This window comes from Pyrolobus fumarii 1A, assembly GCF_000223395.1.
GTDB lineage: Archaea > Thermoproteota > Thermoprotei_A > Sulfolobales > Pyrodictiaceae > Pyrolobus > Pyrolobus fumarii.
Genome location: NC_015931.1, coordinates 1,280,587 through 1,304,251 on the forward strand (window position 1 = coordinate 1,280,587; position 23,665 = coordinate 1,304,251).

29 protein-coding genes are annotated in these 23,665 nt (G+C 55.6%); 19 read left to right on the forward strand and 10 right to left on the reverse strand.

The annotated features are described in order from the left end of the window. Positions 1 to 10: 10 nt before the first annotated feature. The 6 genes from PYRFU_RS06705 to PYRFU_RS06730 form a co-directional block, all read right to left on the reverse strand. On the reverse strand, positions 11 to 514 hold the full coding sequence (locus PYRFU_RS06705) for a hypothetical protein (RefSeq protein ID WP_014026902.1): 504 nt from the start codon (positions 512 to 514) through the stop codon (positions 11 to 13). Beyond that, positions 490 to 1,758: an MgtC/SapB family protein gene (locus PYRFU_RS06710; protein ID WP_014026903.1), complete on the reverse strand. Its 1,269-nt coding sequence runs from the start codon at positions 1,756 to 1,758 to the stop codon at positions 490 to 492. The genes PYRFU_RS06705 and PYRFU_RS06710 overlap by 25 nt, the downstream gene beginning before the upstream one ends. Before the next feature lie 18 nt (positions 1,759 to 1,776). Further along, positions 1,777 to 2,865, reverse strand: a complete 1,089-nt coding sequence (locus PYRFU_RS06715; RefSeq protein WP_014026904.1) for a hypothetical protein — start codon at positions 2,863 to 2,865, stop codon at positions 1,777 to 1,779. 120 nt (positions 2,866 to 2,985) lie between these two features. After that, a complete protein-coding gene (gene speD / locus PYRFU_RS06720) occupies positions 2,986 to 3,360 on the reverse strand; it encodes an adenosylmethionine decarboxylase (RefSeq protein WP_014026905.1) in 375 nt (124 codons plus the stop codon). Between the two features lie 66 nt (positions 3,361 to 3,426). Next, positions 3,427 to 4,227, reverse strand: a complete 801-nt coding sequence (locus PYRFU_RS06725) for an NMD3-related protein (RefSeq protein WP_083818554.1) — start codon at positions 4,225 to 4,227, stop codon at positions 3,427 to 3,429. Further along, positions 4,228 to 4,527, reverse strand: a complete 300-nt coding sequence (locus PYRFU_RS06730; RefSeq protein WP_014026907.1) for a thioredoxin family protein — start codon at positions 4,525 to 4,527, stop codon at positions 4,228 to 4,230. Between the two features lie 236 nt (positions 4,528 to 4,763). Between PYRFU_RS06730 and purC the strand changes: the two genes are divergently transcribed. From purC to PYRFU_RS06750, 4 genes are read left to right on the forward strand one after another with little or no spacing between them, the layout of a single operon-like run. Beyond that, positions 4,764 to 5,489, forward strand: coding sequence for a phosphoribosylaminoimidazolesuccinocarboxamide synthase (gene purC / locus PYRFU_RS06735; protein WP_048191808.1), 726 nt, complete (start codon positions 4,764 to 4,766; stop codon positions 5,487 to 5,489). Beyond that, positions 5,486 to 5,746 (forward strand): phosphoribosylformylglycinamidine synthase subunit PurS, encoded by a 261-nt coding sequence (gene purS, locus PYRFU_RS06740; RefSeq protein WP_014026909.1) that lies wholly within the window; start codon positions 5,486 to 5,488, stop codon positions 5,744 to 5,746. The genes purC and purS overlap by 4 nt, the downstream gene beginning before the upstream one ends. 38 nt (positions 5,747 to 5,784) lie before the next feature. Beyond that, positions 5,785 to 6,051 (forward strand): hypothetical protein, encoded by a 267-nt coding sequence (locus PYRFU_RS06745; RefSeq protein WP_048191810.1) that lies wholly within the window; start codon positions 5,785 to 5,787, stop codon positions 6,049 to 6,051. After that, on the forward strand, positions 6,023 to 6,874 hold the full coding sequence (locus PYRFU_RS06750) for a PALP domain-containing protein (protein WP_014026911.1): 852 nt from the start codon (positions 6,023 to 6,025) through the stop codon (positions 6,872 to 6,874). Before PYRFU_RS06745 ends, PYRFU_RS06750 begins: the two co-directional genes overlap by 29 nt. 42 nt (positions 6,875 to 6,916) lie before the next feature. On the opposite strand, the gene PYRFU_RS06755 is transcribed toward PYRFU_RS06750, so the two are convergent. Further along, the gene (locus tag PYRFU_RS06755) at positions 6,917 to 7,504 is read right to left on the reverse strand and encodes a hypothetical protein (RefSeq protein ID WP_014026912.1); all 588 of its coding nucleotides are present in this window, start codon (positions 7,502 to 7,504) and stop codon (positions 6,917 to 6,919) included. A gap of 308 nt (positions 7,505 to 7,812) precedes the next feature. On the opposite strand from PYRFU_RS06755, the gene PYRFU_RS06760 reads away from it, so the two are divergent. The 13 genes from PYRFU_RS06760 (at position 7,813) to PYRFU_RS06820 (ending at position 20,354) form a co-directional block, all read left to right on the forward strand. After that, positions 7,813 to 8,436 carry a hypothetical protein gene (locus tag PYRFU_RS06760; protein ID WP_014026913.1) on the forward strand — a complete coding sequence of 208 codons (624 nt, stop codon included), beginning with the start codon at positions 7,813 to 7,815 and terminating at the stop codon, positions 8,434 to 8,436. Positions 8,437 to 8,619: 183 nt separating this feature from the next. Continuing rightward, the gene (gene hemB, locus PYRFU_RS06765) at positions 8,620 to 9,639 is read left to right on the forward strand and encodes a porphobilinogen synthase (RefSeq protein ID WP_014026914.1); all 1,020 of its coding nucleotides are present in this window, start codon (positions 8,620 to 8,622) and stop codon (positions 9,637 to 9,639) included. 57 nt (positions 9,640 to 9,696) lie between these two features. Further along, the gene (hemL, locus tag PYRFU_RS06770) at positions 9,697 to 10,989 is read left to right on the forward strand and encodes a glutamate-1-semialdehyde 2,1-aminomutase (RefSeq protein WP_014026915.1); all 1,293 of its coding nucleotides are present in this window, start codon (positions 9,697 to 9,699) and stop codon (positions 10,987 to 10,989) included. Then, positions 10,986 to 11,921 (forward strand): hydroxymethylbilane synthase, encoded by a 936-nt coding sequence (gene hemC, locus PYRFU_RS06775; protein ID WP_014026916.1) that lies wholly within the window; start codon positions 10,986 to 10,988, stop codon positions 11,919 to 11,921. The genes hemL and hemC overlap by 4 nt, the downstream gene beginning before the upstream one ends. After that, positions 11,918 to 12,661: a uroporphyrinogen-III C-methyltransferase gene (gene cobA, locus PYRFU_RS06780; protein ID WP_014026917.1), complete on the forward strand. Its 744-nt coding sequence runs from the start codon at positions 11,918 to 11,920 to the stop codon at positions 12,659 to 12,661. Before hemC ends, cobA begins: the two co-directional genes overlap by 4 nt. A 7-nt stretch (positions 12,662 to 12,668) precedes the next feature. Beyond that, positions 12,669 to 13,391, forward strand: coding sequence for a uroporphyrinogen-III synthase (locus tag PYRFU_RS06785; protein WP_014026918.1), 723 nt, complete (start codon positions 12,669 to 12,671; stop codon positions 13,389 to 13,391). A gap of 59 nt (positions 13,392 to 13,450) precedes the next feature. Continuing rightward, positions 13,451 to 14,029 carry a hypothetical protein gene (locus PYRFU_RS06790; protein WP_048191813.1) on the forward strand — a complete coding sequence of 193 codons (579 nt, stop codon included), beginning with the start codon at positions 13,451 to 13,453 and terminating at the stop codon, positions 14,027 to 14,029. A gap of 442 nt (positions 14,030 to 14,471) precedes the next feature. Next, entirely contained in the window at positions 14,472 to 14,912 is a 441-nt protein-coding gene (locus PYRFU_RS06795; RefSeq protein ID WP_244403922.1) for a CBS domain-containing protein, read from the forward strand. Positions 14,913 to 14,972: 60 nt separating this feature from the next. After that, positions 14,973 to 15,629, forward strand: coding sequence for a phosphoribosylformylglycinamidine synthase I (purQ, locus tag PYRFU_RS06800; RefSeq protein WP_244403923.1), 657 nt, complete (start codon positions 14,973 to 14,975; stop codon positions 15,627 to 15,629). Between the two features lie 6 nt (positions 15,630 to 15,635). Further along, positions 15,636 to 17,846: a phosphoribosylformylglycinamidine synthase subunit PurL gene (gene purL / locus PYRFU_RS06805; RefSeq protein ID WP_014026922.1), complete on the forward strand. Its 2,211-nt coding sequence runs from the start codon at positions 15,636 to 15,638 to the stop codon at positions 17,844 to 17,846. A 45-nt stretch (positions 17,847 to 17,891) separates the two neighbouring features. Next, positions 17,892 to 19,232, forward strand: a complete 1,341-nt coding sequence (gene purF / locus PYRFU_RS06810) for an amidophosphoribosyltransferase (protein ID WP_014026923.1) — start codon at positions 17,892 to 17,894, stop codon at positions 19,230 to 19,232. Positions 19,233 to 19,330: 98 nt separating this feature from the next. Then, on the forward strand, positions 19,331 to 19,957 hold the full coding sequence (locus PYRFU_RS06815) for a pyroglutamyl-peptidase I (RefSeq protein WP_014026924.1): 627 nt from the start codon (positions 19,331 to 19,333) through the stop codon (positions 19,955 to 19,957). After that, a complete protein-coding gene (locus PYRFU_RS06820) occupies positions 19,938 to 20,354 on the forward strand; it encodes a hypothetical protein (RefSeq protein WP_014026925.1) in 417 nt (138 codons plus the stop codon). Before PYRFU_RS06815 ends, PYRFU_RS06820 begins: the two co-directional genes overlap by 20 nt. Here the strand turns inward: PYRFU_RS06820 and PYRFU_RS06825 are convergent. Together PYRFU_RS06825 and PYRFU_RS06830 are read right to left on the reverse strand one after the other, a co-directional pair. Further along, positions 20,351 to 20,734: a hypothetical protein gene (locus PYRFU_RS06825; RefSeq protein WP_014026926.1), complete on the reverse strand. Its 384-nt coding sequence runs from the start codon at positions 20,732 to 20,734 to the stop codon at positions 20,351 to 20,353. The two genes, PYRFU_RS06820 and PYRFU_RS06825, sit on opposite strands and share 4 nt — an antisense overlap. A gap of 84 nt (positions 20,735 to 20,818) precedes the next feature. Next, the gene (locus tag PYRFU_RS06830) at positions 20,819 to 21,178 is read right to left on the reverse strand and encodes a helix-turn-helix domain-containing protein (protein ID WP_014026927.1); all 360 of its coding nucleotides are present in this window, start codon (positions 21,176 to 21,178) and stop codon (positions 20,819 to 20,821) included. Positions 21,179 to 21,260: 82 nt separating this feature from the next. On the opposite strand from PYRFU_RS06830, the gene PYRFU_RS06835 reads away from it, so the two are divergent. Beyond that, positions 21,261 to 22,016 carry a beta/alpha barrel domain-containing protein gene (locus tag PYRFU_RS06835; RefSeq protein ID WP_014026928.1) on the forward strand — a complete coding sequence of 252 codons (756 nt, stop codon included), beginning with the start codon at positions 21,261 to 21,263 and terminating at the stop codon, positions 22,014 to 22,016. A gap of 165 nt (positions 22,017 to 22,181) precedes the next feature. Continuing rightward, the gene (locus PYRFU_RS06840) at positions 22,182 to 23,132 is read left to right on the forward strand and encodes an ATP-binding protein (protein WP_014026929.1); all 951 of its coding nucleotides are present in this window, start codon (positions 22,182 to 22,184) and stop codon (positions 23,130 to 23,132) included. 101 nt (positions 23,133 to 23,233) lie between these two features. On the opposite strand, the gene PYRFU_RS06845 is transcribed toward PYRFU_RS06840, so the two are convergent. After that, entirely contained in the window at positions 23,234 to 23,659 is a 426-nt protein-coding gene (locus PYRFU_RS06845) for a hydrogenase maturation nickel metallochaperone HypA/HybF (protein ID WP_014026930.1), read from the reverse strand. Between the last annotated feature and the right edge of the window lie 6 nt (positions 23,660 to 23,665).

Here is a 23,665-nt window from a genome sequence, read left to right on the forward strand (position 1 = left end):
TAGAGCCCGATTAGACCTGGTGTTCTTGTGAACCAACTCGCATCGCGGCTACTACTGCTACACCCGTAGCGCCGGTTATACGCTCTCCAGCCACCAAGGCACCTAGTGGACCAGCAACAGGCCATAGTGCTAGCAGGAGTTTCCAGGGTATCCAGAGCCAAGGGTCTAGCAAGACCCCAGCCTCGCTTAGCATTCTCGACCTCCTCCCAATAACCTCACCTAGCGCTATAATGAGAGGCGTGTAGAGGATACCGAGTGTCAACGCAGAGACCAGGAGCATAACGATTACCACGTTGCTCAGATCCTCGTAGCCGGGGGTCGCAGCTAGCATCCTCGATGCTGTGACCAACGTGTAGACCTGCACTATGAGCGATACGAGAAGCAACTGTACCGCTATGGCTGTTAGCGGCTCGAAATCCAGGATTATCGAGTAGATTAGCGCATAGAGGCCAACTAGGCTGGTGAGAGATGCGGTGAAAGACGAGCCGCCTAGATACGCTCTGGCAGCAGCCACGCTATCGCCGCCAGGATTATGAAGCCAGCCGAGAAGATAAGGGATGTTCGTAGTGTACGCCGCGCAGCCTCAATGGACGCCATCCTCGCGTAAAGCGGTTTGTTCAACGTGGCTGCAGCCACTACAGCCGCGTAGGCGAGTAGATGCAGAGAGGGTGTAGGCGGAAGGTAAGCGGCAAGCGCGAACACTGTCGCCGTGGCACTCACCACGCCTCCCAGTATAGCATACGCCACTAGCGTCTCGGGGCGGGAGAGTAGAGGACGGAGAATACTCGCAGCTAGGAGTAACCCCGTGTACATCACGACTGTTTTCAGTGCGACGCCCAGCTCGAGAGGAGATACACTCACTAGTCTAGGGGCGCTCCTTGGCCTCCACGCGAAGACTAGTAACGTGTTTACCAGTAGGGGTAGGGCGAGGAGGGGAGCAACGCGCTCAACTAGTTGCAGACCGTGCGAGAGGACTGCTGCAGCCAGCGCCAAAGCTATCGTCTTATATTGCATGCCTAGGTGTACATAGGGTACCAGCGTCTCTATCTCGCGCGGGTCTCGCACCTGCCGCGCTATTAGTGCTACAGCCGCTTCGCTATTCACGATGCCGCCTAGCAACGCGTAAACAACGGGACTAGCGCCCACGCGCCACGCTAGGTAGCCGCCAAAGCTAACCGAGAGCACGAGCAGGAAGAAGGTGTATATTGTCGATAGCTTCACGCCAAGGATCTCTACGTCGAGGCTGTATACCAGTGGGGCTAGTGCAAGGTAGAACAATGCTAGCTCGAATATCGCCAGTAGCTCCTCGTAGGACACAGCCTTGACGAGTCTAGCGACGGGCGTCTTGATAGCGAGGAACAGTGTGGTGACAGCTGATGCCGCGACAGCCTCTACTATGAGGCCTAGCCCGGCTGCAAAACCAAGACTGTAGACCAGAAGCATCACTATTGGCGTGGTTACGCCGCCCGTTTTGAGCGTAAACAGTCTGTACAGCGTGTAGACTGTTACAACTAGCACGAACCCCGCTGTCAGGCTGAGCGGGTACCACCAGACTCCGCGCATCGTATCAAGGAGGTAACCTGCTACAGCACCGTAGGCTGAGAGGAGTCCGAAACTCCGCAAACCTGGCAGCTCCTTGGCCTTGCTACTTCTTACGCGAGCCCTCTCCCTTTCCAAGCCGACTAGAGAACCAGCCAACAGCGCCGCAGCGAACCTCGCCATGAACTCTGGGAACGCCACATCTAAGCCACTGTTCAAGCCCTGTCTCCCCTTACGCTAGTATCGCTGCTGCGGTGCCACTCGCCTAGTAATCCAACGCTCTACCAGGGTTGTCACAACTAGCGAGGCGAAGGCTAGAATCGATGATATGATGAGCGCCTCGACAAAACTAAGCTCTAGCACCGAGAGTGTGAAGAGGTGTAGCGAGGCTAGTGTGTACGACGCTGCCCATGCGGCTGTTGCGCGTCTCTCACCGAGCAGTCTTGAAACATGCGTGTAGTAGCCTATCTCGTAGAAGGGAAAGATTGGTGTTAGGAAGGCTGCTGCAAGCGCGTAGCCGCCTAGCTGCGAAGAGGCAACCATCCATATCGAGTAGGCTGCAAACGACGCCCTGTATATCACGGTGCCGCCTATCCTATCGATAACCACGCCAGCGATCACCTTGCCAAGCGCACTGGTTAGACCGGTGCCGGCCAGAACAAGCGCATAGTGTAGACTTGGTAGTTCGCTTGCAATCCTCCCCATTATTAAGGAGAAGCTAGTCTCCATCGCTACAATGAGCGGTGATAGAGCTAGGCTATATGCGAGCGTCTCGAGGGCCCCTACTCGCGACCCTCCTGGAGAGGCTGCGCCTTCCGGCAGGTTGGCAAGGAATATGACGTAACATCCGGTTATCATTAGGAAGGCTACCAGCATCGAGCCCGTGAGCCCCGTAGCGTCGTATAGGAGGGGGCCTAGGAAGCCACCAAGAGACCAGCCTAGCGCGCCGGACGACAATACCACGCCTAGTTTACTGCTGCTAGAGCTACTCTCGAGTACGGCTGTCACTGTATGAGGACCAGCTATAGCCCAGCCTATCGAAGCTACGAGGACCCCTAGGCTAGAGTAGGGCCATGGGATAACGGCGAACAATAGGAGGCCTAGCGCCTCAACGAAACCGAAGATGAGGAGGCCCCTATATCCCCTGGAGGCCGCCACGCTTGAGGATGGTATGCTTAGAGCAGAGGGTAGCGTCTCTAGAGCCGCTAGCAGGAGTATACCGCTAAACCCTATGATAGCCTCAAGGCTCCTGGATACAGAGTAGTATATCGCCCAGCCGCCTATGTGCAGCAGCACCGCCAGCCAGTAGAGCGCTAGCCTCTGCAACACTCCTCGTCCTCAGTACTCCACGGCCGCCACAAACCAGGCTAGAAAAGCATATATGAGACCCCACGTAGGAGCATCGCGTGTTACAGAAGGTGGTCCACGGCCCAAAATACGATATTGTTACTCGATGGGCAGGCTGCTACGATCAGCGTAGTGCACTACATAGTGCTTTGGCTTCAGTTTCTCAACGATATAGTTGAACGCCTTCCAGGGGTCGCCACGCTCACCACAGGTGTAGACGTCGACAGTTGCGTACTTGTAATCCGGCCACGTGTGTATCGCCACGTGGCTCTCGAGGATGAGGGCTATCACCGACACTCCGCCGTGATACCCCGTGAACTTCCAGGACTTCACTTCTACCAGCGTCATGTTCGCGACACGCACAGCCTCAATTACGAGCTTCTTTAGCCCCTCCTCATCCCACAACTTCTCCGGATCGATACCGTAGAGGTTCCCGTACACATGTCTACCAATTATTCTATCTTGCCTATCCACCTTACCGCGTCACCCCTCCTACTATTGCCGTCGCAACGGCGCACCAAGGGGGTTTAAATAGGGTGGTTAGCGCGGCCTCTTAACCCTAACTGATATGGTTAGTCTCCTCCTCTCGATGCCGGTTGAAGTCATGCCGACTGTCTCTGCACTCCTCTTCACATCAACCACGAAATACTTGGAGAGTTCTGATACAATGCGTGAGGCTGCGCCCCTATCGCGAAGAAGTATGTCAATACCCCGCTTATCCTCAATTATGTCGACTACCCATGGTGCCACCCTTCCACTATCAAGTATCCTGCCCAGCACCTCCACGAGCTTTGCATCAATACGCCCCCTAACCTGAACAAGCACATTGTAATCGCCTCCGCGGTCGTTCTTGCATGCCGGGCAAAGGCTAGGCACAGCCCTAACCTCTACAACGTACTCCTGACGTACAGGCTCTTCTACACCCTTAAGCCGTGCCTCGACAACTACGCGGTACACGCTTCTCCAGGAGGGGTACTGCAGAGGCTCAATGTTCACTATTTTGACGTCTTCGACTAGAGCATGGGCTGGCTTGACCCTCTCTGAGAGGTAGAGCTCCAGGTAGCGGCGCGATGCTTCCTCCAGTGGCAACTGCTCTACCCAGCGGTAGCCGTAGCGGATGGCGCCACAGGAACGACAATACTCGAAGTCTAGTCTTCCCGGTATCTCCACTAGCTTACGCTCTTCTAGGAAGCACTCGAGGCACATGCCGTCTATCACTGGCTCGCTGGCGGCGATGCGGCGGCCACAACGTATGCAACGATCCAGTCTCGTTGCGACTATACTCTCACCCCATGAGAAACACGCGGTACGGTGAATGGGAGGAAGGAGGCTAGGCTGCAGCTACACGGTGTTTATCGTTAGTTGTGCGTACACCTCCTCAACCTGCTCTATACGACGCACACCGTCTATCCTCGCTATCACCTCGCCATTCTTCACTATTATCAACGTTGGCACCTCGTACACGTCGTACTGCTCGAACAGTTTTCTCGTCGCGCGGTTATACGGCAACGCTAGGAAGACCGCCTCGCCGCGATGACTGGCAACGAAGCGCCTCCACTCTCTCAATATCCTCTTGCAGTAACTGCAGCGATTGTTGTAGAATAGTATCACTACCATGCCGCGGTACTGTTCCCTCGCCACCGTTGCTCCCAGCCTCCGGTAGCACTAAGAGTACAAGAGTAACGCCGTATAAGGCTTAAGCGGACGCAGAGTGACGACAGTCGACTCCACTCATAGGCATCATGGAGGCGTCGGCTGGACTAGGAGTCATCACTTGTCAGCGCGGCGGTTTGATGGACCCCGCTCGCCATCCGCCAGGGTGCTGCGGACACAGACTATAACTTATCAAGGCTGCGGGGCTTGCCGCGCGCGGGGATATGCGCGTGGAGGAACTTTACTCGGGTAAGGCAAAGACATTGTACCGTATCGAGCCGGGCAAACTGCTCATGAGGTTTCGTGATGATGTTACGGCGTTTGACGGTAAGCGTAAGGAGGTGGCGGGGGGCAAGGGCGTCCTCTCCGCTAAGACCTCTGCTAAGCTGTTCGAGCTTCTAGAGGAGGCCGGTATACCAACGCACTACATCTGCTACCGCGGCGGCCCCGACATGATCGTCAAGGAGGCCAAGGTTATACCGATAGAGGTGATAGTTAGGAACTACGCTTACGGCTCGCTTCTTAAGAGAATGCCTCTATTGAAACCGCTCCAGAAGTTCACGAGACCAATCATAGAGCTACACTTCAAGAGCGACGAGCTACACGACCCGCTTATCCTCCCCCAGGATGTGATAGAGGCCGGGCTTCTCACCGAGGACGAGCTACGCGAGGTTGAGAGGTTAGCACTGGAAGTCAATAATGTTCTACGCAACTTCTTCGAGAGTAAGGGATACCGCCTCATCGACTTCAAGATAGAGGTTGGCCGTGTTGACGGCAAGCTCGTCGTGGTTGATGAGCTTAGCGGTGACACGATGCGCATCTTAGACAGTGAGGGTAGGCACCTCGACAAGGAGGTGTTCAGGAAGGGCGGCAGTGTACAAGAACTCCTCGAGGCTTACAAGCGGCTCGCCGAGATAGTCGGGGAGCCCCGGAGGGTGTGCGAGCAGTGAAGCTGGTAGTAGAGCTCCTGGTCTTCCTTAAGCCGCTTGCTAGAGACCCCGAGGCGGAGACCATACTCTCCGAGCTAAAGCGCTTGGGGTACAAGTGGATCGCTGGGTTACGCGTCGGGAAGGTGTATCGGTTTACACTCGAGGCTAGGGATTGCGAGGAGGCTGAGAGGAGGGTGTTGGAGCTTGGCGAGAAGCTGCGTTTCTACAACCCAGTTGTGCATAAGGCGGAGGCTAGGTGTCTAGGCGAGTCGGGTTAAACCGGCTGTTTACAGTTTGGGCCCTGGTGCGTCAGAGGTTGGCATGCAAGAAGAGCAGCATCGCGGAGAAGCTGAAGGGTATTGAGGGCATTGAGACTGTAGAGGATGCCCTATCCGGCGATGGTGTCAGGTTGAAGGTGGCTACGGGTTTCGCCCTTGCAAAACTCCCTCGCGATGTTCTCGAGGAGCTTAGAGAATGTGATAGAATCGAGGTTGTTTATCCGGATGGACGCGTGGTTTACGTGACACGGGCTTGGGTTGAGAGGGTGTTGACTGTTGCGAGGGCTTCTGGCAATACGGGTTAAGGGCGTAGGTGTGGCTGGTGGTAGCCCTGAACACCTCTGCAGGGACCCGTGCAAGGTTCGCATCGAGCCACTTGACTTAGACTGGAGGCCTTCTAGACCCTGGGGCGTTGCCAGGTACGAGAGCTTGATGGCAATTAGGCCTTTGAGGGGTATAGCTGGTGGCACGCCTATCTACTGCCCGGGTGGCTCAAGCCACTGTTACAAGCTGGAGCATGTTGGTGTCGTCACTGGTTTCTGGGAGCGGGGCTGCGAGACTCTAGCTGCACACATAGTGTTGTGCGGCGCGAATCTCGTGGAGACTAGGATGGGACCGTGGATGGAGGCGCTACGTTACTATCTAGACGACCACGTAACCATCATTGCTGTTGACAAACTTGTTGCTGGTAAGGGCTATTGTGCGGATCCGTTGCACAACCCGTTCTTCCATGAGGGCGGTGCGACGATAGTATACGAGCTGTACGAGCAAATCGGCGTACCAGACGCTCTTGTAGTGCCAGGTTACCCTGCGCTCCTAGAGTCTATCCGTGTTGGGTACGAGAGATTGATAAAGCTAGGGCTTGTTGATGAACCTCCTAGGATCTACGCGGTCGATATGGGAATAGGAGTGCCAAGATGGCTCGTCGATAGCCTTGATTTAGTTGAGGTTCTTGTGAGAGATCCGGAGCTACTCTCTAGGGCTAGGTCGTCTCTACGCCAGGCGGGTCTACCGGATAACGTCGATGAGAGACTAGAGGCGGCTCGCATCAGGCTCCTCGAGAGTGGTGAGATAGGCCGTGACGAGGTGGTTGTGACGGTGTTAACTCCACACTGGGACACTAGCTAGCACACCGTGCCCACATACCGTTGCCCCTGATTCTCGCATAGGCTAGGATTGTATAGCTTCAGATGCTATCCACGCCGCTATATGCTCGATAGCATATACCGCGAAGGGCGGAAGCGGTTCCGCATTAAGCACTCTCGCTATCCTCGCTGCATGCTCGGCTAGGCTACCGGGCAGCAACGCGAGAGGGACTACATAGTCTGCACGGTAGGGTCCCAGACGTAGAGCCCTGCTAGCCTCGAGGGGGAGCGCACGCCGCCCTAGCGCACGGAGCGCGTTAACAATGTTCATGATGTCACGAGTGTACATCACGTTGTTGCGGCGAGCCCTACGGTAGACAAGCACTATCGACGAGCCTGGCCGCGTAACGCTAGCGACGCCCTCCGCCACAAGCAACGGAGGGAGTATCCTAGGCTCTGTGTTGCACGCGTCTCTCAGCTCAAGCCAGTGCCCACCACGCCCAAACATTAGGAGGTATATACGCTCGAAATTCCAGCATCGATTCACGATACTCTCCTTCAACGGCGACAGTCGAGCCTTTAGCCCGAGACTATCCAGCAGCGCAAGTAGCTTCTCTAGTATTCTCTCGGAGCCCCTAACACCAGGCTCGTGGTACACTACGAGTGTCTTCACTCTCTTCTACCGCTAAACAGGGTAGACAACTCCGATTCTTAACACTGAAGACCAACCACATAATGCTCGAGGCATTCCAGAAACTAGACACAACACCAAGGTCTTTGTGAAAACAGCGGCAGTACCCCCAACGATCAAGAATCTATGCAAATCAGGATAGTCTAACATACCATCCCGACAATCACGCTACGCTTTGGATGTCTAAGATTCAATTCTATTGAATATGGCGTCAGAGCTACTTCGAGGCAGGTTGATAAGCACAAACCTATTTGTTAGCAAGTTTAACGTTAGCAGTGCGAGGGCTGAACATGAGTCAGACGGATAAGGCTAAAGGTTTAATGGGAGGTGCTAACTGGGTTCGCGTGTACCACGCATATTTCCAAGCGATGGTTGTTGAGGGTCTAACTAGCTTAGCTGCACGCACATTAGGCCCAGACACAGGGTTCAACGTAGTCGCCGAGATAGTCGAAAAAGGAGCGATGAGAGGATTTGGCATACTTGTGGAGGAGGCTGCAAAAGAGGGAGTAAAGCTAGAAGAAGTTAGCCTTCGCGAACTACTCGAGTATGAAGTCAAATGCCATAGCTATGCTGTTAAGCGCATGAATGTACCCTTCCAGGTTTGGGAGGAGGCCAGAGAAGAGGAGCCAGACAGGAAGTACATCCTCTATACCAGAAGCTGTGTCTATCAAGATCTGGTGAGGAAGAACCCGGTAGTATGCGCTGTTTGCATCGGGTTAACTACCGGTATATTGAGGCGTAGCGGTATTAACGCAAAATGGGTTAGCAAGCCCGAACGTGCACGTCTATTCTGTAACCTACCCGAGGATAGACGGCCAGAGTGGATTGTATACCGCGATGCTAGCGCGAGGCTACCAGAGTGCCGCATTGTTATAGAGCGCTTCGAGTGCGCAGGCAAGCAAGATAATGCGTAGTATGCGCGGGACGAAGAAGATGCATATAACCAGCTTACCCGCGAGATGAGCGTCTTTGTGTCCAGAGCATGTCGATGCTGCTAAGGGGATTAACAAAAATCGCATTGGGACGCATTTTCTTCCACACAATTGACACGTTTTTATTATGTGGTTGGGCTGACGAGCCTTGGGGGTCTAGGTCTTTTGAGTTTCCCTGCTCTCCGTCCGCGTAGGCTCCGTGCTACCAAGGCAATTCGTGATCTAGTCGCCGAGACCAAGCTGGAGCCTAGCGACTTCATACTTCCCATCTTCGTAAAGGAGGGTATCGACAAACCAGAGCCCATAGAGGCTATGCCAGGCCAGTATCGCTACCCCGTAGGTGAGCACCTGGTACGTTTTGTGAGAGAGGCTCTCGAGGTCGGCATTAAGGCGGTGCTACTCTTTGGCTACCCTCGTGACCGTGACGAGAAGGGTCTAGTCGCGACTAGGCGGGAGGGTGTGGTCCAGGAGGCTGTTAGGCTTCTACGTCGTGAGTTTGGCGACGAGCTTGTCATCTTTACCGACGTGTGCATCTGTAACTATACCGTGCACGGTCATTGCGGGATACCGGTGAGAAGGAGGAAGGGACCTGTAGAGATCACGATTGTCGACAACGATTCGACTCTAGAGGTTATAGCGAAGATGGCTGTTAGCCACGCTGAAGCGGGTGCTGATTTCGTAGCGCCCAGCGGCATGATGGATGGCATGATACGCGCTATTCGCGAGGCCCTTGACCGAGAGGGGTTCACCGACGTGGGCATAATGAGCTATGCCGTGAAGTACGCCTCGGGGTTCTATGGACCGTTCCGCGAGGCGCTGCACTCAGCGCCTCGTTTTGGCGACCGTAGGAGCTACCAGATGGACCCGAGGAACGCTGCAGAGGCCCTCAAGGAGGCTAGACTCGACGTCGAGGAGGGCGCAGACATCCTCATGGTTAAGCCTGCTCTCGCATACCTGGATGTCATAAGCCTGGTTAAGGAGGCGTTCCCGGACTACCCGCTAGCCGCCTATAACGTGAGCGGCGAGTACTCGATGGTGAAGGCTGCTGCGGAGAAAGGCTGGATAGACGAGAGGATAGTGACACTCGAGATACTAACAGCTATCAAGAGAGCCGGAGCCGACATCATAATCACCTACCACGCGATAGACGCGGCTAAGTGGTTGCGCGAGGGCCTCCCCTTCTAACCAGGCACAGGCTAACCTTCTAACCTAGCGTGTCTACAGGTAACCTGGTAGACTTTCTTGCCCGGCAAGCGCAGCCTCAAGCTATACGAGGAGGCTAGACAGCTCTTCCCGGGCGGCGTTAACAGCCCGGTACGTGCGGCCGTCAAGCCATACCCGTTCTATGTTGAGCGCGGCGAAGGACCCTACATATTCACGGTTGACGGCGAGAAACTCATAGACTATGTGCTCGCCTACGGCCCTCTGATCCTAGGCCATCGCCACCCACGTGTAAAGGCTGCTGTTGAGGAGCAACTAGAGAAGGGGTGGCTCTACGGCGCGCCCTACGAGCCCGAGATAGAGCTCGCCAAGAAGATACTCTGGTACTACATGCCAGGCGGTATGATACGCTTCGTCAACAGCGGCACAGAGGCCACAATGCTCGCCATCCGCCTGGCTAGAGGCTACACGAGACGCAAGTACATAGTCAAGTTTGAGGGCTGCTATCACGGCGCTCACGACTATGTACTGGTTGGCGCTGGTAGCGCTGCAGCAGAGTACGGCATCCCTGCAAGCGAGGGTGTACCCGAGGAGGTGGCTAGACTCACGCTCATAGCCAAGTACAACGATATCGACACTGTGGAGAAGATAATGAAGAAGCATGGTGACCAAGTAGCCGCCATAATAGTGGAGCCCGTTGTCGGCAATGCGGGTTTGATACTGCCCCGCGATGGCTTCCTACGCGAGCTACGCAGGATAGCTGATGAGCACGGCGCCCTCCTGATATTCGACGAGGTGATAACTGGGTTTAGGCTTGGGCTGCGCGGCGCTCAGGAGTACTTCGGTGTTAAGGCTGATATTGTGACTCTCGGCAAGATTGTTGGTGGTGGGTTCCCAGTTGGCGCCGTAGCAGCACGCCGCGAGATAATGGAGATGGTGACGCCGGTCGGTAAGGTGTTCAACGCTGGCACTTTTAACGCACACCCAGTCACAATGATTGCTGGCCTCGAGACTATCAGGGTACTGGAGGAGACGAACCCGTATCCCGCCATGAGGGAGGCTGCTAAGCGCATAGCAGATACGCTCCTGGACGCCGCGGGAAGGAACGGGTTCGACGTTACAGTGAACCACATCGAGAGTATGGTGCAGGTCTTCTTCAAGCCTGGCGGTGTGTGGAGCTACGACGACGCTAAGCAGAGCAACCGCAAGCTCTACGACAAGCTGCACGAGATACTCTTGAGGAAGGGTGTGTTCATACCACCTAGCCAGATGGAGACGTGGTTCCTAAGCGCAGTCCACACCCGCGAGGTTATCGACGATACCCTATCTGCTATTGAGGATGCGTTCCGCGAGTTGAGAGGTGCTGGTGTGTGAAGCTCCGGGTAGCAGCTAGGGGCAGCAAGCTGAGCCTTATACAAGTGAAGCTCGCGATGGACTGGTTTAGGAGGAGCATACCCGACTTGGACTACGAGGTCGTTATTGTAAAGACGCGCGGAGACATACACCAGGACAAACCATTCCACATGATTGGCGGGAAGGGCGTTTTCGAGAAGGAGGTTAACCTCGCCGTTCTTGACGGTAGGGCGGACGTAGCCGTCCATAGCCTCAAGGACGTGCCCAGCATGGTAGACCCGCGCCTTGTACTGGCAGGCGTACCACCCCGCGATCCTCCATATGACGTCCTCGTCGTGAGAGACGGGTACGAACCTAACCTGGAAGCGCTACCCAAAGGCGCTGTTGTGGGTACGGCGAGTGCACGTAGAAGAGCAGCTATCCTCCACGTGAGACCAGATCTTCGCGTAGAGGTGCTCAGAGGCAACGTGGACACAAGGCTGCGTAAGCTTGTGTCTGGGATGTACGATGCAATCATACTAGCCGAGGCTGGGCTAAAGAGGCTGTGGGATGAGCTACCCGAGGAGCTACGCTCTAGTATAAGCTATGCTAGGCTTGATCCGCGTCTCGTACCACCAGCACCAGCCCAGGGCATCATAGGCGTCTATACCCTTGCAGAGCGCAAGGATCTCGTAGAGGCTTTGAGAAAAGCCTCTGATGAGAAGGCTCTCGTGGAGGCGAGAGCGGAGAGAGCCTTCCTATCCGTGTTTGGCGGAGGCTGTCACGTCCCCGTTGGTGTTCTCGCCAGACTGGAGGGTGACACGTTGGGATTGATTGCTGTCCTCTACTCGCAGGATGGGTCTAAGCGCGTCGAGGTTAGCGCCGAGGGTGACGCGTCTAACCCCGAGCTTGTCGGTATACAAGCTGCTCTCGAGCTCCGCAAGAGAGCCGTTGAAGAGGGGATGATTGCGTGAAGAGGGGAAAGGTTTGGATTGTTGGAGCTGGGCCCGGCGATCCCGAGCTTATAACAGTTAAGGGTTTGAGGCTGATACGCGAAGCGGACGTCATAGTGTATGATAGGCTTGTTCATCCTGCCTTGCTTCGCGAGGCTAGGAGCGATGCCGAGCTTATCTATGTTGGTAAGGCGCCAGGCCGCCATACCATGACGCAGGATGAGATCAACAAGCTTCTTGTGGAGAAGGCGTTAGAGGGCAAGATGGTTGTGAGGCTCAAGGGAGGCGATCCTTACGTCTTTGGGCGCGGCGAAGAGGAGTGCGCCTATGTGATAGAGCATGGTGTCGAGTGTGAGGTTGTACCTGGGGTGAGTAGTGCTGTCGCCGTACCCGCCTATGCGGGCATACCCGTCACGTCTAGATGGTGCGCATCAAGCTTCGCAGTGGTTACGGGTATGGAAGCTGCTGAGAAGGAAAAGCCCAGGGTGGACTATGCTAGGATAGCAGCCGCTGTGGACACCATTGTCGTGCTGATGGGCGTTTCTAGGCTCGAGGAGATAACTAGGAGCATGCTTAGAGGGCGAGCTGGCGATACACCAGCTGCCGTGATAGAGCGTGGCACATTGCCAGAGCAGCGTGTAGTTGTTGGCACGCTCGCCGACATTGCTAGTAAGGCACGCGAGGCTGGCATACAGCCTCCTGCCGTGCTTGTTGTGGGGGAAGTTGTTAGGCTGAGAGATAGGCTCTGGAAGCTGAGGTAAAGGGAGCTTGAACTGCAAGGTACACGTTCTCTTACTGCGTCCGGCTGACGAGCCGCCACCAAAGAGGTTTGACGAGAGGCTTGTAATCTCTCACATTCCTCTCCTCGACTGGGAGGTTATCGAAGACAGCGTTGAGAAGCTAAAGGAGCTGCTGAAGGATGTGGAGTGGCTCGTCTATACGAGTTTCCGAGGTGTCAGAGCCACTTCAAAGCTTGCGGGGCTTATCCGCGAGCACGTAGCTAAGGGTAAGCTGCGATTAGCTGCTGTTGGCCCGCGGACCGCCGAGGAGGTTAAGAGCGTTATAGGTGTAGAGCCGGACCTCGTGCCACGTGAATACCGCGGTGCTGTTCTCGCGGAGGAGCTTCTCGATGCCGGCGCACATCGTGTACTGTTCGCACGCTCTGAGAAGGGTCTACCGGAGCCCGTGGAAGTACTTAGACAACACGGTGTAATCGTCTATGATGTGCCCGTGTACCGGATGGTCGTATTGGAGCGCATGGTCGAGGCTGCTGTAAGGGCCGCACCCCTGTACGACTATGTTGTCTTCACGAGCCCGAGCATAGTTGAGGCGTTTACATCTAAGTGGCGTGGTGACACACTTAGAGCCGTGGCCATTGGGCCCACCACCGCTGCTAGGCTGAGGAAAGCGGGTATCGAACCGCTCCTAGTACCTCGCGAGTATACGCTAGAGGCGCTTCTTCGTGAGATACTCTCGGCTTCTTGTGGATGAGGATAGCCCCCGGGGTGTTTTATAGGGTTGGAGTGATGGTTGGGCCGCGGGGTTCCGGGATGCCCGTTAGAGTATCGCTCTTGGATCTCGCGAAGTCGCCCAGGGAGGTTGTTGAGAAGCTGAGAGGGCTGCCCGACAAGGAACTCGTAGAGTACGTTGTGTATGCATTGCCTCGCCGCGTACTGAGATACATGACTACTAGCCAGAGGTGGCACGTAACCACCCAAGGTCAGCTAGATAGACTCGAGTTCGCCCTACTATACACGGCTATCGAGGCTGGAGGCCCATTTGCTTTCAGGACGTTCGCCGAGAGGAGTGGCGACTTCCGTGCTGCTGCTGCGTACGCATGGATGCTGATAGGCGAGGGGATACTCAAGCCCGTTGAAGGCGATCATGTTGCACTCCTAACAGCATCGATACTAAGGAGCAAGGGTGGCTATTGGAGGCTCTCCAAGAAGCTAGATGCTATCAAGCTGGAGCTTGTATGGGATGCAGTGGCGAAGCTGGACAACGAGGCACTAACCTGCGTCAAGCTACCCTCCAGGATAGGCTGCAAGTACATGACCGCTAGAGTACCAAGAGAGCAGGCCAAGGTACAGGCGAAAGTGCTCAACGCATTCTACGCCCAACAGAAGTAACCACACCACAGACGAAATTGATTTTAAGAGTTTGAAGATGCGCCACACATTACACCTGCCACCCAAACATGGTGGGTGAACACCTCCGTTCACGATACTCCATGCACATCTCCACCACGATATTACTATACTAGGATCTATACCCTCTTGCCCGTGGATATGCCCGTTGCAGGAGCGCCCCCGTTACGACAACGCGCACGACTTTAATGTTAGGAGCCTAGTTACGCAGTCTACATTCCTATTGTAGCAGGGTTTGCCCGTGTCTGCTACACATGCCTATAGGCTCTCGAAATCATTGATAATGCCAGGTTTATCACCTGCTTTACACTGTTCTTGCTGATAGGGCTGTGAGGACCTAGACGGGGGCTGACGAGGTGATGTAGACTCTGGTCGCCGAGCCCTCCCAACTCCTAAAAATCTAGGCCATTGTAGAATGTTGATGGTGGCAGTTTTGGTCTACCGCAGGCGCCGTATAGCTCTTCGTGTATCGGACTTGATGAGTACTCCTCCGGTTACAGTTCACCGGGATGTTAGTATCGAAGAGGCTGCTAGGAAGATGTACGAGAATAGGATTGGTAGCGTGCTTGTTGTGGACGAGGAGGGTAAGCTTGTGGGTATTGTGACTGAGCGTGATATTCTCTATGCGGTTGTGAAGGGTAAGGTGGGTAGGGGGCTGCCCGTCTGGGATATTATGACTGACAACCCGATCACAGCTAAGCCTGACGAGCCGTTAATAGAGGCTATCGAGAGGATGCGCGAGGCTAACGTGAGGCATCTACCAGTGGTTGACGAGGAGGGCAAGCCCGTCGGCATGCTCTCCCTTCGCGATGTAGTGGATTACCTCCTCACGCTCCTACATCTCCTCGGCGGGGAGAGGCACTAGACCAGTCTATAACCCCCCGTGTTTTGTGGGCCTCGGGGCTAGTAGCTGGCCTTGCCACGCGTGGCTATCGTGAAGTTCCCTGGTACTAACTGTGAGAGGGAGACCCTAGAAGCTGTGCGTAGAGTAGCGAGGCTAGACGCGCTTATCGTGCGTCACGACGAGTTTGATTGGAGGGCTTGGGATGCCCTCATAATACCTGGTGGGTTTAGTTATGGTGACTACGTGCGCGCAGGGGTTATGGCGACATGGAGCAAGTTCTCTGAGGCTCTCCGCGAGGGTGTCGAGAATGGCCTACCTGTTCTCGGTATTTGCAACGGGTTCCAGGTTTTGACAGAGGCTGGTGTGCTGCCTGGCGTCCTCCTTCCGAATGAGTGCGGCTGTTTCGTCGCGAGGTGGGTGAGGCTACGTATAGCCGAGCCCAAGGGCCCATGGCTAGGCGGCTATGAGGATGGAGAGATTGTCTGGATGCCCGTTGCTCATGGTGAGGGTCGCTGGTGGGGCTTGGAGGAGCCGCGGGGACCCAGCTTACGCTATGTTGACAACCCAAACGGCTCTAGGTGGGACATTGCTGGTGTATCGGTGCGAGACGGTCAGGTTGTCGGCATGATGCCTCACCCGGAGAGGGCTGCTTTCCCCTGGCAGGCTCCAGCGGGGAGGAACCCCGGCGGCCTCAAGCTCTTCGAGTGGCTCGGTAAGGCTCTGCGAGCGGGGTGGTAGCGAAGTATGCCCCTTAGCCGCGAGGAGTTGGAGTATGCCCGGAAGCTGTTAGGACGGGAGCCCACTAGAGCCGAGCTGATAGTGCTCGAAGCTGTTTGGAGTGAGCACTGTAGCTACAAGAGCTCTAGGCGCTGGCTGAGACTCCTCCCAAGCGAAGGCCGTGATGTCGTGCTGGGTCCGGGTAGGGACGCTGCCGTAGTCAAGGCATGGGACGACCTCTATATCGCCTTTCGCATCGAGAGTCACAACCATCCTTCTGCGGTCGACCCTTACAATGGCGCCGCCACTGGCGTCGGTGGGATAGTACGAGACATTCTCAGCGTTGGGGCTAAACCAATTGCACTTCTCGACATACTCTATCTCGGGGAGCCAGGCGTCGAGAGAAGCGACTGGCTTGCAAAGGGTATAGTGAGGGGTATCAGCGACTATGGCAACCGTATAGGCGTGCCGACCGTAGCTGGTGAGACCTGGAGATTACCCTGGTACAACAAGTATCCTCTCGTCAACGTAGCATGCGTCGGTATACTCGAGCCACGCGAGTTGCTACCGGGGCGCGTCGAGCCCGGCGACCCGATAGTAATTGTTGGTAGCGCTACCGGTCGCGATGGCCTGCTGGGCAGCAGTTTCGCCTCAAAACCGCTCGAGGAGGATATTGCAGCCGTCCAGGTCGGGAACCCGTTCATCGAGAAACTGCTCATAGACGCGGTGAGAGACGCGGTTGAGCATGGGCTTGTGAAACACGTAAAGGATCTCGGCGGAGGTGGCATCTCGGTCGCGATTGGCGAAACCGCCTATGATAACGGGGTTGGCGCCGAGGTGCATCTCGATAAGTTGCATCTCCGAGAGCCCGACATGACACCCGAAGAGATACTCGCTTCTGAGAGTCAGGAGAGGATGCTCCTAGTGCCGCATAGGGGCGAGCTAGGAAGGCTACTGAAGCTTCTCGAGTCGTATGGTCTCGAGTATTCTGTTATCGGGGAGTTTAGCGGGGAGAAGCGCATCCGCTTCCTCTACCGTGGCGATACTATAGTGGATCTTCCGCTGGAGGCGTTCCGTGGGCCCCCGGAGCCGCCCAGGGAGTCTAGACAGCCGAGTAGCTTGCCCGATACTAGGCTCGTTAGGCTACCAGAGCCCAGCGACTACCGTGACGTGTTTCTCAAGGTACTCTCCTCGCCTAATGTTGGCTCGAGAAGATGGGTGTATGAGAGGTACGATTGGGGCGTTCAGGGTAGGGCAGTGCTCCCGCCAGGACATGGAGACGCTGCTGTACTTTGGGTTTACGAGGCTGACGGCTACCGTGGCATAGCCGTCTCGGGCGACGGTAACCCGAGGTACACGAGAGTCGATCCGTATCGTGGTGCCGCGCTTGCACTAGAGGAGGCCTATCGTAACGTCGTCACCGTAGGCGCCGCACCCATAGCAGCCGTTGATAACATCAACGCTGGTAACCCAGAGAAGCCCGAGCAATACTGGTTCTTCGAGCAGATGGTGCGCGGCTTAGCCTGGGCAGCTAGAGAGCTAGGCACACCTATCGTCGGCGGCAACGTCAGCCTGTACAATGAAGACCCCGAGACTGGAATGGTGAACCCTGTAACCTCCATAGTGGTCGTTGGCAGGGTGGAGGATGTGCGGAGAGTGTATGGGCTAGCACCCCGCGAGAAACTGGAGAGATACACACTGCTCCTTGTGGGTGCTGACACGCTCCCCGAGCTGGGCGCCAGCGAGTACCTACACGTGGTGCACGGTAGGGTCGAGGGAGCACCACCTGAACCACGTCCATCCGTAGAGAGGCTTCTGGCTAACTACATGTCTAGGCTCTCGGCTCTACTCGCTAAGCTCAGCGAGGACGACAACATAGACTATACAGCATATGCCGCCGCACATGACGTGTCGAATGGCGGGTTGGCTGTAGCTGCCACTGAGATGGCGCTAGCAGCCAACATGGGTTTTGAGCTCGAGCTGGACAAGGTGCCTTCGAGGGGCTGTAGAGGTGCCCACGAGATACTCTTCTCTGAGACACAGGCGAGGCTACTGCTTGCGCTACACCCGGATGCCGCTAGTGCCGCCGCCAAGCTTGCTAGGGAGCTAGGGCTGAGAGCTAGCATTGTAGGAGCACTTCTTGACACAGGGATAGTGAGGGTCACGCTGAGCGGCAAGACTCTGGTAGAGGTTGACGTTGATAACGTGAGGGGCGTGTATGGTGAGGGGCGAGTGTGATACCCTCCCCCGCTTCTTCGCTGCAACGTGAGGGTTTGAGGAGGGTTGTGCGGCATTGCCGCTTATCTTGGCGAGGGCGCTGCTCGGGTCGTATACGAGCTTCTTGTGGAACTCCAACACCGCGGCCACGAAGCCGCGGGCATAGCGTACCTATCTGGACGCTCATTCATACTTGAGGGCGGTTTCGGCCTCGTATACGAGGCTATTAAATCACACCGTCTTCCTAGCTCTACAAGGCTCGCTGTAGGTCATGTTAGGTACTCTACGAGTGGCCCCTACGGGTCACTATACCAACCCCTCATCGTAAACGTCGATGGAGTGGAACTCGCAGTGGCTTTTAACGGCAACATCGTGAATTACAAGAGTGCTGCCCGGGAGGTTCTCGGAAGACTGGAGGTTGACTGGGATGCATGGGTGCTCGCCGCCATCCTCGCACATTATTACCGCGATGAGGGTAACTTAGCCGACGCTGCGAGGAGGACGGCAGAAGTGCTACGGGGGAGCTACGCGCTGGTCGCAGCAACTACCCGTGGAGAGCTACTAGCTGCTAGGGATCCTCACGGTATACGCCCACTGGCCTTTAGTATAGGCAATGGTTATGCAGCCGTTGCCTCCGAGACAGCAGCCCTCGAGGCTCTTGGGCTAGAGTGGCGTGAATTGGGTAGAGCCCAGCTACTCTACTGCCAAGGTACACACTGCAGTATTGAGCCCCTGGCGCCGCGCGCCGACCCCCAACCATGCATATTCGAGTATGTCTACTTCTCTAGGCCCGACAGCATATTCGAGGGTGCCGAGGTCTACAAGACTAGAGTTGAGATGGGTAGACTGCTAGCTCGCATCGACGACACCCACGTTGATGTTGTGGCGCCGGTGCCTGATAGCGGAAGAGCTGCCGCCACTGGCTATGCTCTCGAGAAGGGCGTGCCGCTGGTGGAAGTGCTATACCCGAATCGGTTCCGCGGCCGTTCGTTCATCCTACCGCCTAGCCTGAGAGGAAGTCACGTGGCGCGTAAGTATGGTGTCTTGCGTAGCGCGGTGAGAGGTAGGAGGATAGCCCTAGTGGATGATAGCATCGTGCGAGGCTCGACAGCCTCAAGGATAACAAGTCTTCTTAAGGGCAGCGGTGCGCTAGAGGTGCATTTTCGCAGCGCTAGCCCGCCGGTCGTCTGTCCTTGCGTACTTGGCATAGACTTTCCGAGACCTACTGAACTAGTAGCGCGGAACAAGAGCGTTGAAGAGATACGTGATATCATAGGCGCGGATACCCTCCTTTACAATACGATTGAGAACCTTACCCGCGCTGTAGGTAGACCCGCGTGCACCGCGTGCTTCACATGCGTGTATCCGAGTCTAGTACGCAAGTATGTAAGCGAGTTCAGACGCTAACCGCTGGCCCCGGCTATCCTGGGTTGTGGACGGGGGCCTAACTAGCACTGGAATTTTGCACTCGGGCGTGTTCCTCACACTCCCGGGTAGACTGTGGAATGTCGGCTATATGCCTGGTCACGGGCTTCGCGCATTTCGGCACTAATGTTGTATACGAGCCAAACCCCTCGGGGGAGATCGCTGAAGAGCTCAACGGCAAGAGTGTCGGCGGGTGCCGCATCCATGGCATAGTCTTGCCGGTGGAGTTCCCACGTGCAAGCGAGATGCTTGTGAGGCTCCTTGAGGAGCTTGACCCTGCGCTGGTCGTGTCTATGGGGCTCTACTCGCCCGGCGGTAGTCATGTACGTGTTGAGGTCGCTGCTGTCAACGCCTATTGGGATGGGTCACGGCTTCGTAAGGTAGTGGATGATGCTCCGCTTGGCGAGCCGATTCGCATCCCTGTCGACCCGGTACATGTTGCAAGGGTGTTGAACGAGACAGGTTTGCGTGCGAGGCCTTCCGCCTCGATAGGACTTTACCTCTGTAATGTTGTGGCTTACCTGGTGTATCGGTGGGGTTGGCGGAAAGGCAGGCCCTCTGTCTTCCTGCACCTACCCTGGTCTACCAGGCTCGAAGAGAGGCTACGCGAGAGGAGGGAGGGTGTACCAGTCTGGCTTCTTAGGGAGGGGGTTGAGAGGCTTATAGCGGCACTGGGGGCGGGCAAGAATGGTAACACCAGTGCTTGACGAGCTTGAGGTTCTTGTGAGGGCGCTGGGCCTCGTGTACGCCAGGCAGCGTGACGCTATCCTCGTGGAGATCGAGGAGGATGGGGAGAGGATAGGCATAGCGATAACGTATGATGAGGTCTCTGATACCGTGCGTGTAGCTGCACCGCTCGACGTAGAGCCGCTCCCGGAGGCACTATCCTGGTACCTTGAGGAGAACTTCAAGAGCACCACTTACAAGTATGCACTCGACTATGATGGTTTCGTTACCGTTGTGTACGACCTGCCTAGGAGGTACATACGCACCGCGAGAGATCTACGAGAGGCTATTGTGAGCGTAGTTAGCGGCGCCAAGAGGGTATTGGAGAGGGTGGAAAGGCGCGAAGAGACCGAGGAAGGCGGAGAGACCAGCTCTTAGATAGGCTTGCACCTAGCTGCACCACGTGCAACGCTACATATTCTTCCGCGGCTATTTTCAAGCCCGGGATCTATCTCGTGAAGCCATATGCTAGGCGGCTTTACTCTCACACCATCCTCGTCACGCTCAACTATCTCGCTCAGCTCGAGCTTATCCAGCAGCATGACATCCTCTAGTATAACTGCTTCGAAGCTATGCTCCGCACTATCAACATGATAGACTAGTGCGCCAGCCCTTGAAGGCACCAGGCCTAGTAGGGTACGCGAGTCCAGGTCACTCACCTCAACGGTGTCTCCATCCCTACGCACAATAAGCCCCAGCTCTGCAGCCTCCTCTACAGCACTCTTCTCTCCACGTAGCAACCCGCCTAGGCTAGCCAACCCTCTACACGCTCCAGCAGACGAATCTGAGATGGTGAGACCAGTTAATGCTTGCCTAGCGGGGGTCAGCCGCAGGAAAGCTCCTCATCCTTTCGGGTAGCCGATGCGGGCTTCTCCATCCCCCTTGTTATCGAGTAGCCCCATACGCTTAAGTGCATAGTATACGGTTGAGGCGGGTCTGCCTAGTCTCTTCGCTATCGAGTATATCGTCTCGCCACGCATCCACAATTCCCTGATTTCTTTCAGCTCCATCTCTGTTAGCCTACCGCGATGCTTGTAGCTACCTCTCCTTGCGGGCCCAACACCATACCTCCTAAGCACAGAGTATATCCTGTAATACCCCACGCCGAGCTTCTCAACAATCATCCGTACCGGCACACCCTCCGTATACATCCTCACAATCTCCTCGTCAATCTTACTAGCACTACGCCCGCCTACGCTCAATCCACGTGCACCACTCCCTGCAACACCTGCCGTACATATAACGAGGGTTGAACGGCTTCATTCAACCCCCGGGGCTCGGGACGTGGACTTCCTGGATAGAGTGACTAGTGCAACACTGGAATGGAGGTGCAAGACTAGCTTCAAGCCAAGGTATCGATTCGTAGAGTCGCTGTGGAGGGGTTGGAGGGAGCGTGGACTAGCAATCATAGGTGAGTTTAAGAGGTGTGCACCAGGACGGTTTGTCGGTCTCCACGAGCCGTGGGAGTATGCAAAGAAGCTAGCTCCATACGTTGACGCCTTTTCTGTGCTCACGGAGCCCTTCTGGTTCTGCGGTTCGCCTGCCCTCATACCGTTGTTCGCGCAACATCGCCCCGTACTCGCCAAGGACTTCACGGTATGCACTGGAATGCTGGCTGAGTTCGCTGATGCTGGGGCTTCGGCCGTCCTCCTCATCCTCGACCAGCTGGGGTGGCGCAGGCTCGACGAGTTGTACTCCGAGGCGCGCTCCATGGATCTAGACGCTCTGATAGAGACTAGTAGTTGGCGCGATGCTGTGGAAGTAGCGTCTAGTTATCCGGAAGCCGCGGTGGGCATAAACGCGCGCAACCTTAGGACTCTCGAGTTGAGCTTCGAGAAGCTGCTAGACGATATACGCAAGGCGGCGGATAGAATAGGCGAGAAGACGATGCTAGTTGCAGAGAGCAGCGTGGATGCCGTCGAAAAGGCGCTTGTACTCAAAGATGCTGGTGCTAAGGCCGTTCTCGTCGGGACATGGTTCATGAGAGATCCTGATGCAGCGAGAAGACTCAGTGAGGAGCTGGCAAAACGGGTCGGCTGACCGTTTACTCTTCACGGCCTAGTGGGGCTCAGCACCGGGGTATCCACATCCCCCAGTATCAGTAATCCTTGGAGGGGCTGAAACGTTAAACTTACAGTACCAGTATCGGCCAGGAACGATAAAATACCTAACTTCAACAATTGTTGAAGCATAATTAGGGTGTGCATGCTGGGTGTCGCAGTAGTGAAGAAGCCTGGAATTGCGCTACTAGGCCGCGAGGCTGAGCTGAACAAGATAATGGAGTACATAAACGCACAGCATGCTCATCGTGTACTAGTGATGTGGGGTCCTATAGGGTCCGGTCGTTCTACCTTGCTACGCGCTGCGCTACACATGTCTAACGCTGTGGTGAAATACTATGCTGATTTCAGCCCGGCACCTAAGCCACTAGGCATTGAGGATGTAATCGAGGAGGTGAATTGCTATGGACGTGAAGATGAATGCCTGAGAAGTGCCATTTCAACGACGTTACACGAGGCAAAGGAGAGGAGTGGAAAGATACTCATCGCGATTGACGGCATGGTATGCGATGGTAGAGCTGGATCCCCTTGCACCCTGCCACTCCTTATACGCAACCTGGCTAGGCTGGTAGAGACTTACAGTGATAAGCTGCGAGTCATACTCTCAATAGATGATTCTGAAGCCGTGCTTGACTTGGGCACTGTAGCCGAGTATATTGATACGCTCATAGTTAATGGCTTGCCTCCAAGCGCGGCACGCGAGTTCGTAAGGCGCGAGGCTGAACATGCAAACATACCTCTAAGCGACGACCAGGTAAATGATGTTGTAGCCGCAACGGGCGGCTTACCATTCCACATGCTCGTTGTTATACACGAATACCGTGGTAACCTCGATGCATGGATGAAGGATGTCGAGAGTAGACTGCGGTGGAAACTAGCGCTAATAGCCTCAACGATGGGCACCAACGTGCGCGAAGCTGCCAAAGGTATCCTGGACCTAGTCCACAAGCCGGTTACTCTCGTACCAAGACACGCCTATAACCTGTTGAGACTGGCACTCCGCACTAACATAGCGTACTTGTCAAGGAATGAAGTGATAGCACTCCAACTACCCGTGTATCGCGGTATCCTACACCGCATAGCCTATGGCACTTGACGGTACACACGCCGATGATGACGCCGTGAACTGCAGAGATAATGAAGAGTCGAGACGGAGCTGAGGCGGGTCGGTACAGGCGGGTCTATCCCCACCGGCGTCTAGCCTCGGGAGTGCAAGGGGTCCTCATCCCCCTGGCTAGCCACTTTTTCGGATAACTTTATGCTCTTGAGCTTCACATCAAGCCCTTTCACTACCTCTATGCTTCGCGAGCCACACAAGGGGCATTTTAGTATCTCATATATCTTGTCTGGTGCAAAATGCACGTATAGCTTTACCTCGTCATCAAGATTTTCAACGCTTATCTGCCACTCGTGGCCGCACGACCTACACGCAAGTTTAGGCGGGACTATCTCCACGTTGAAACGAGCGCCCTCGAGACGCGTGCCTCGAGACATAACTTCAAGCGCAAATTTTAGGCTCACAACATCCACCAGAGCCATTGCCCCGACTTCGATGACAAGCTCCTCTACCTTGACATCCTCGGGCACGCTATGCTCGCGTAGCACGTCTTCAGCAGCCTTCAATATTGC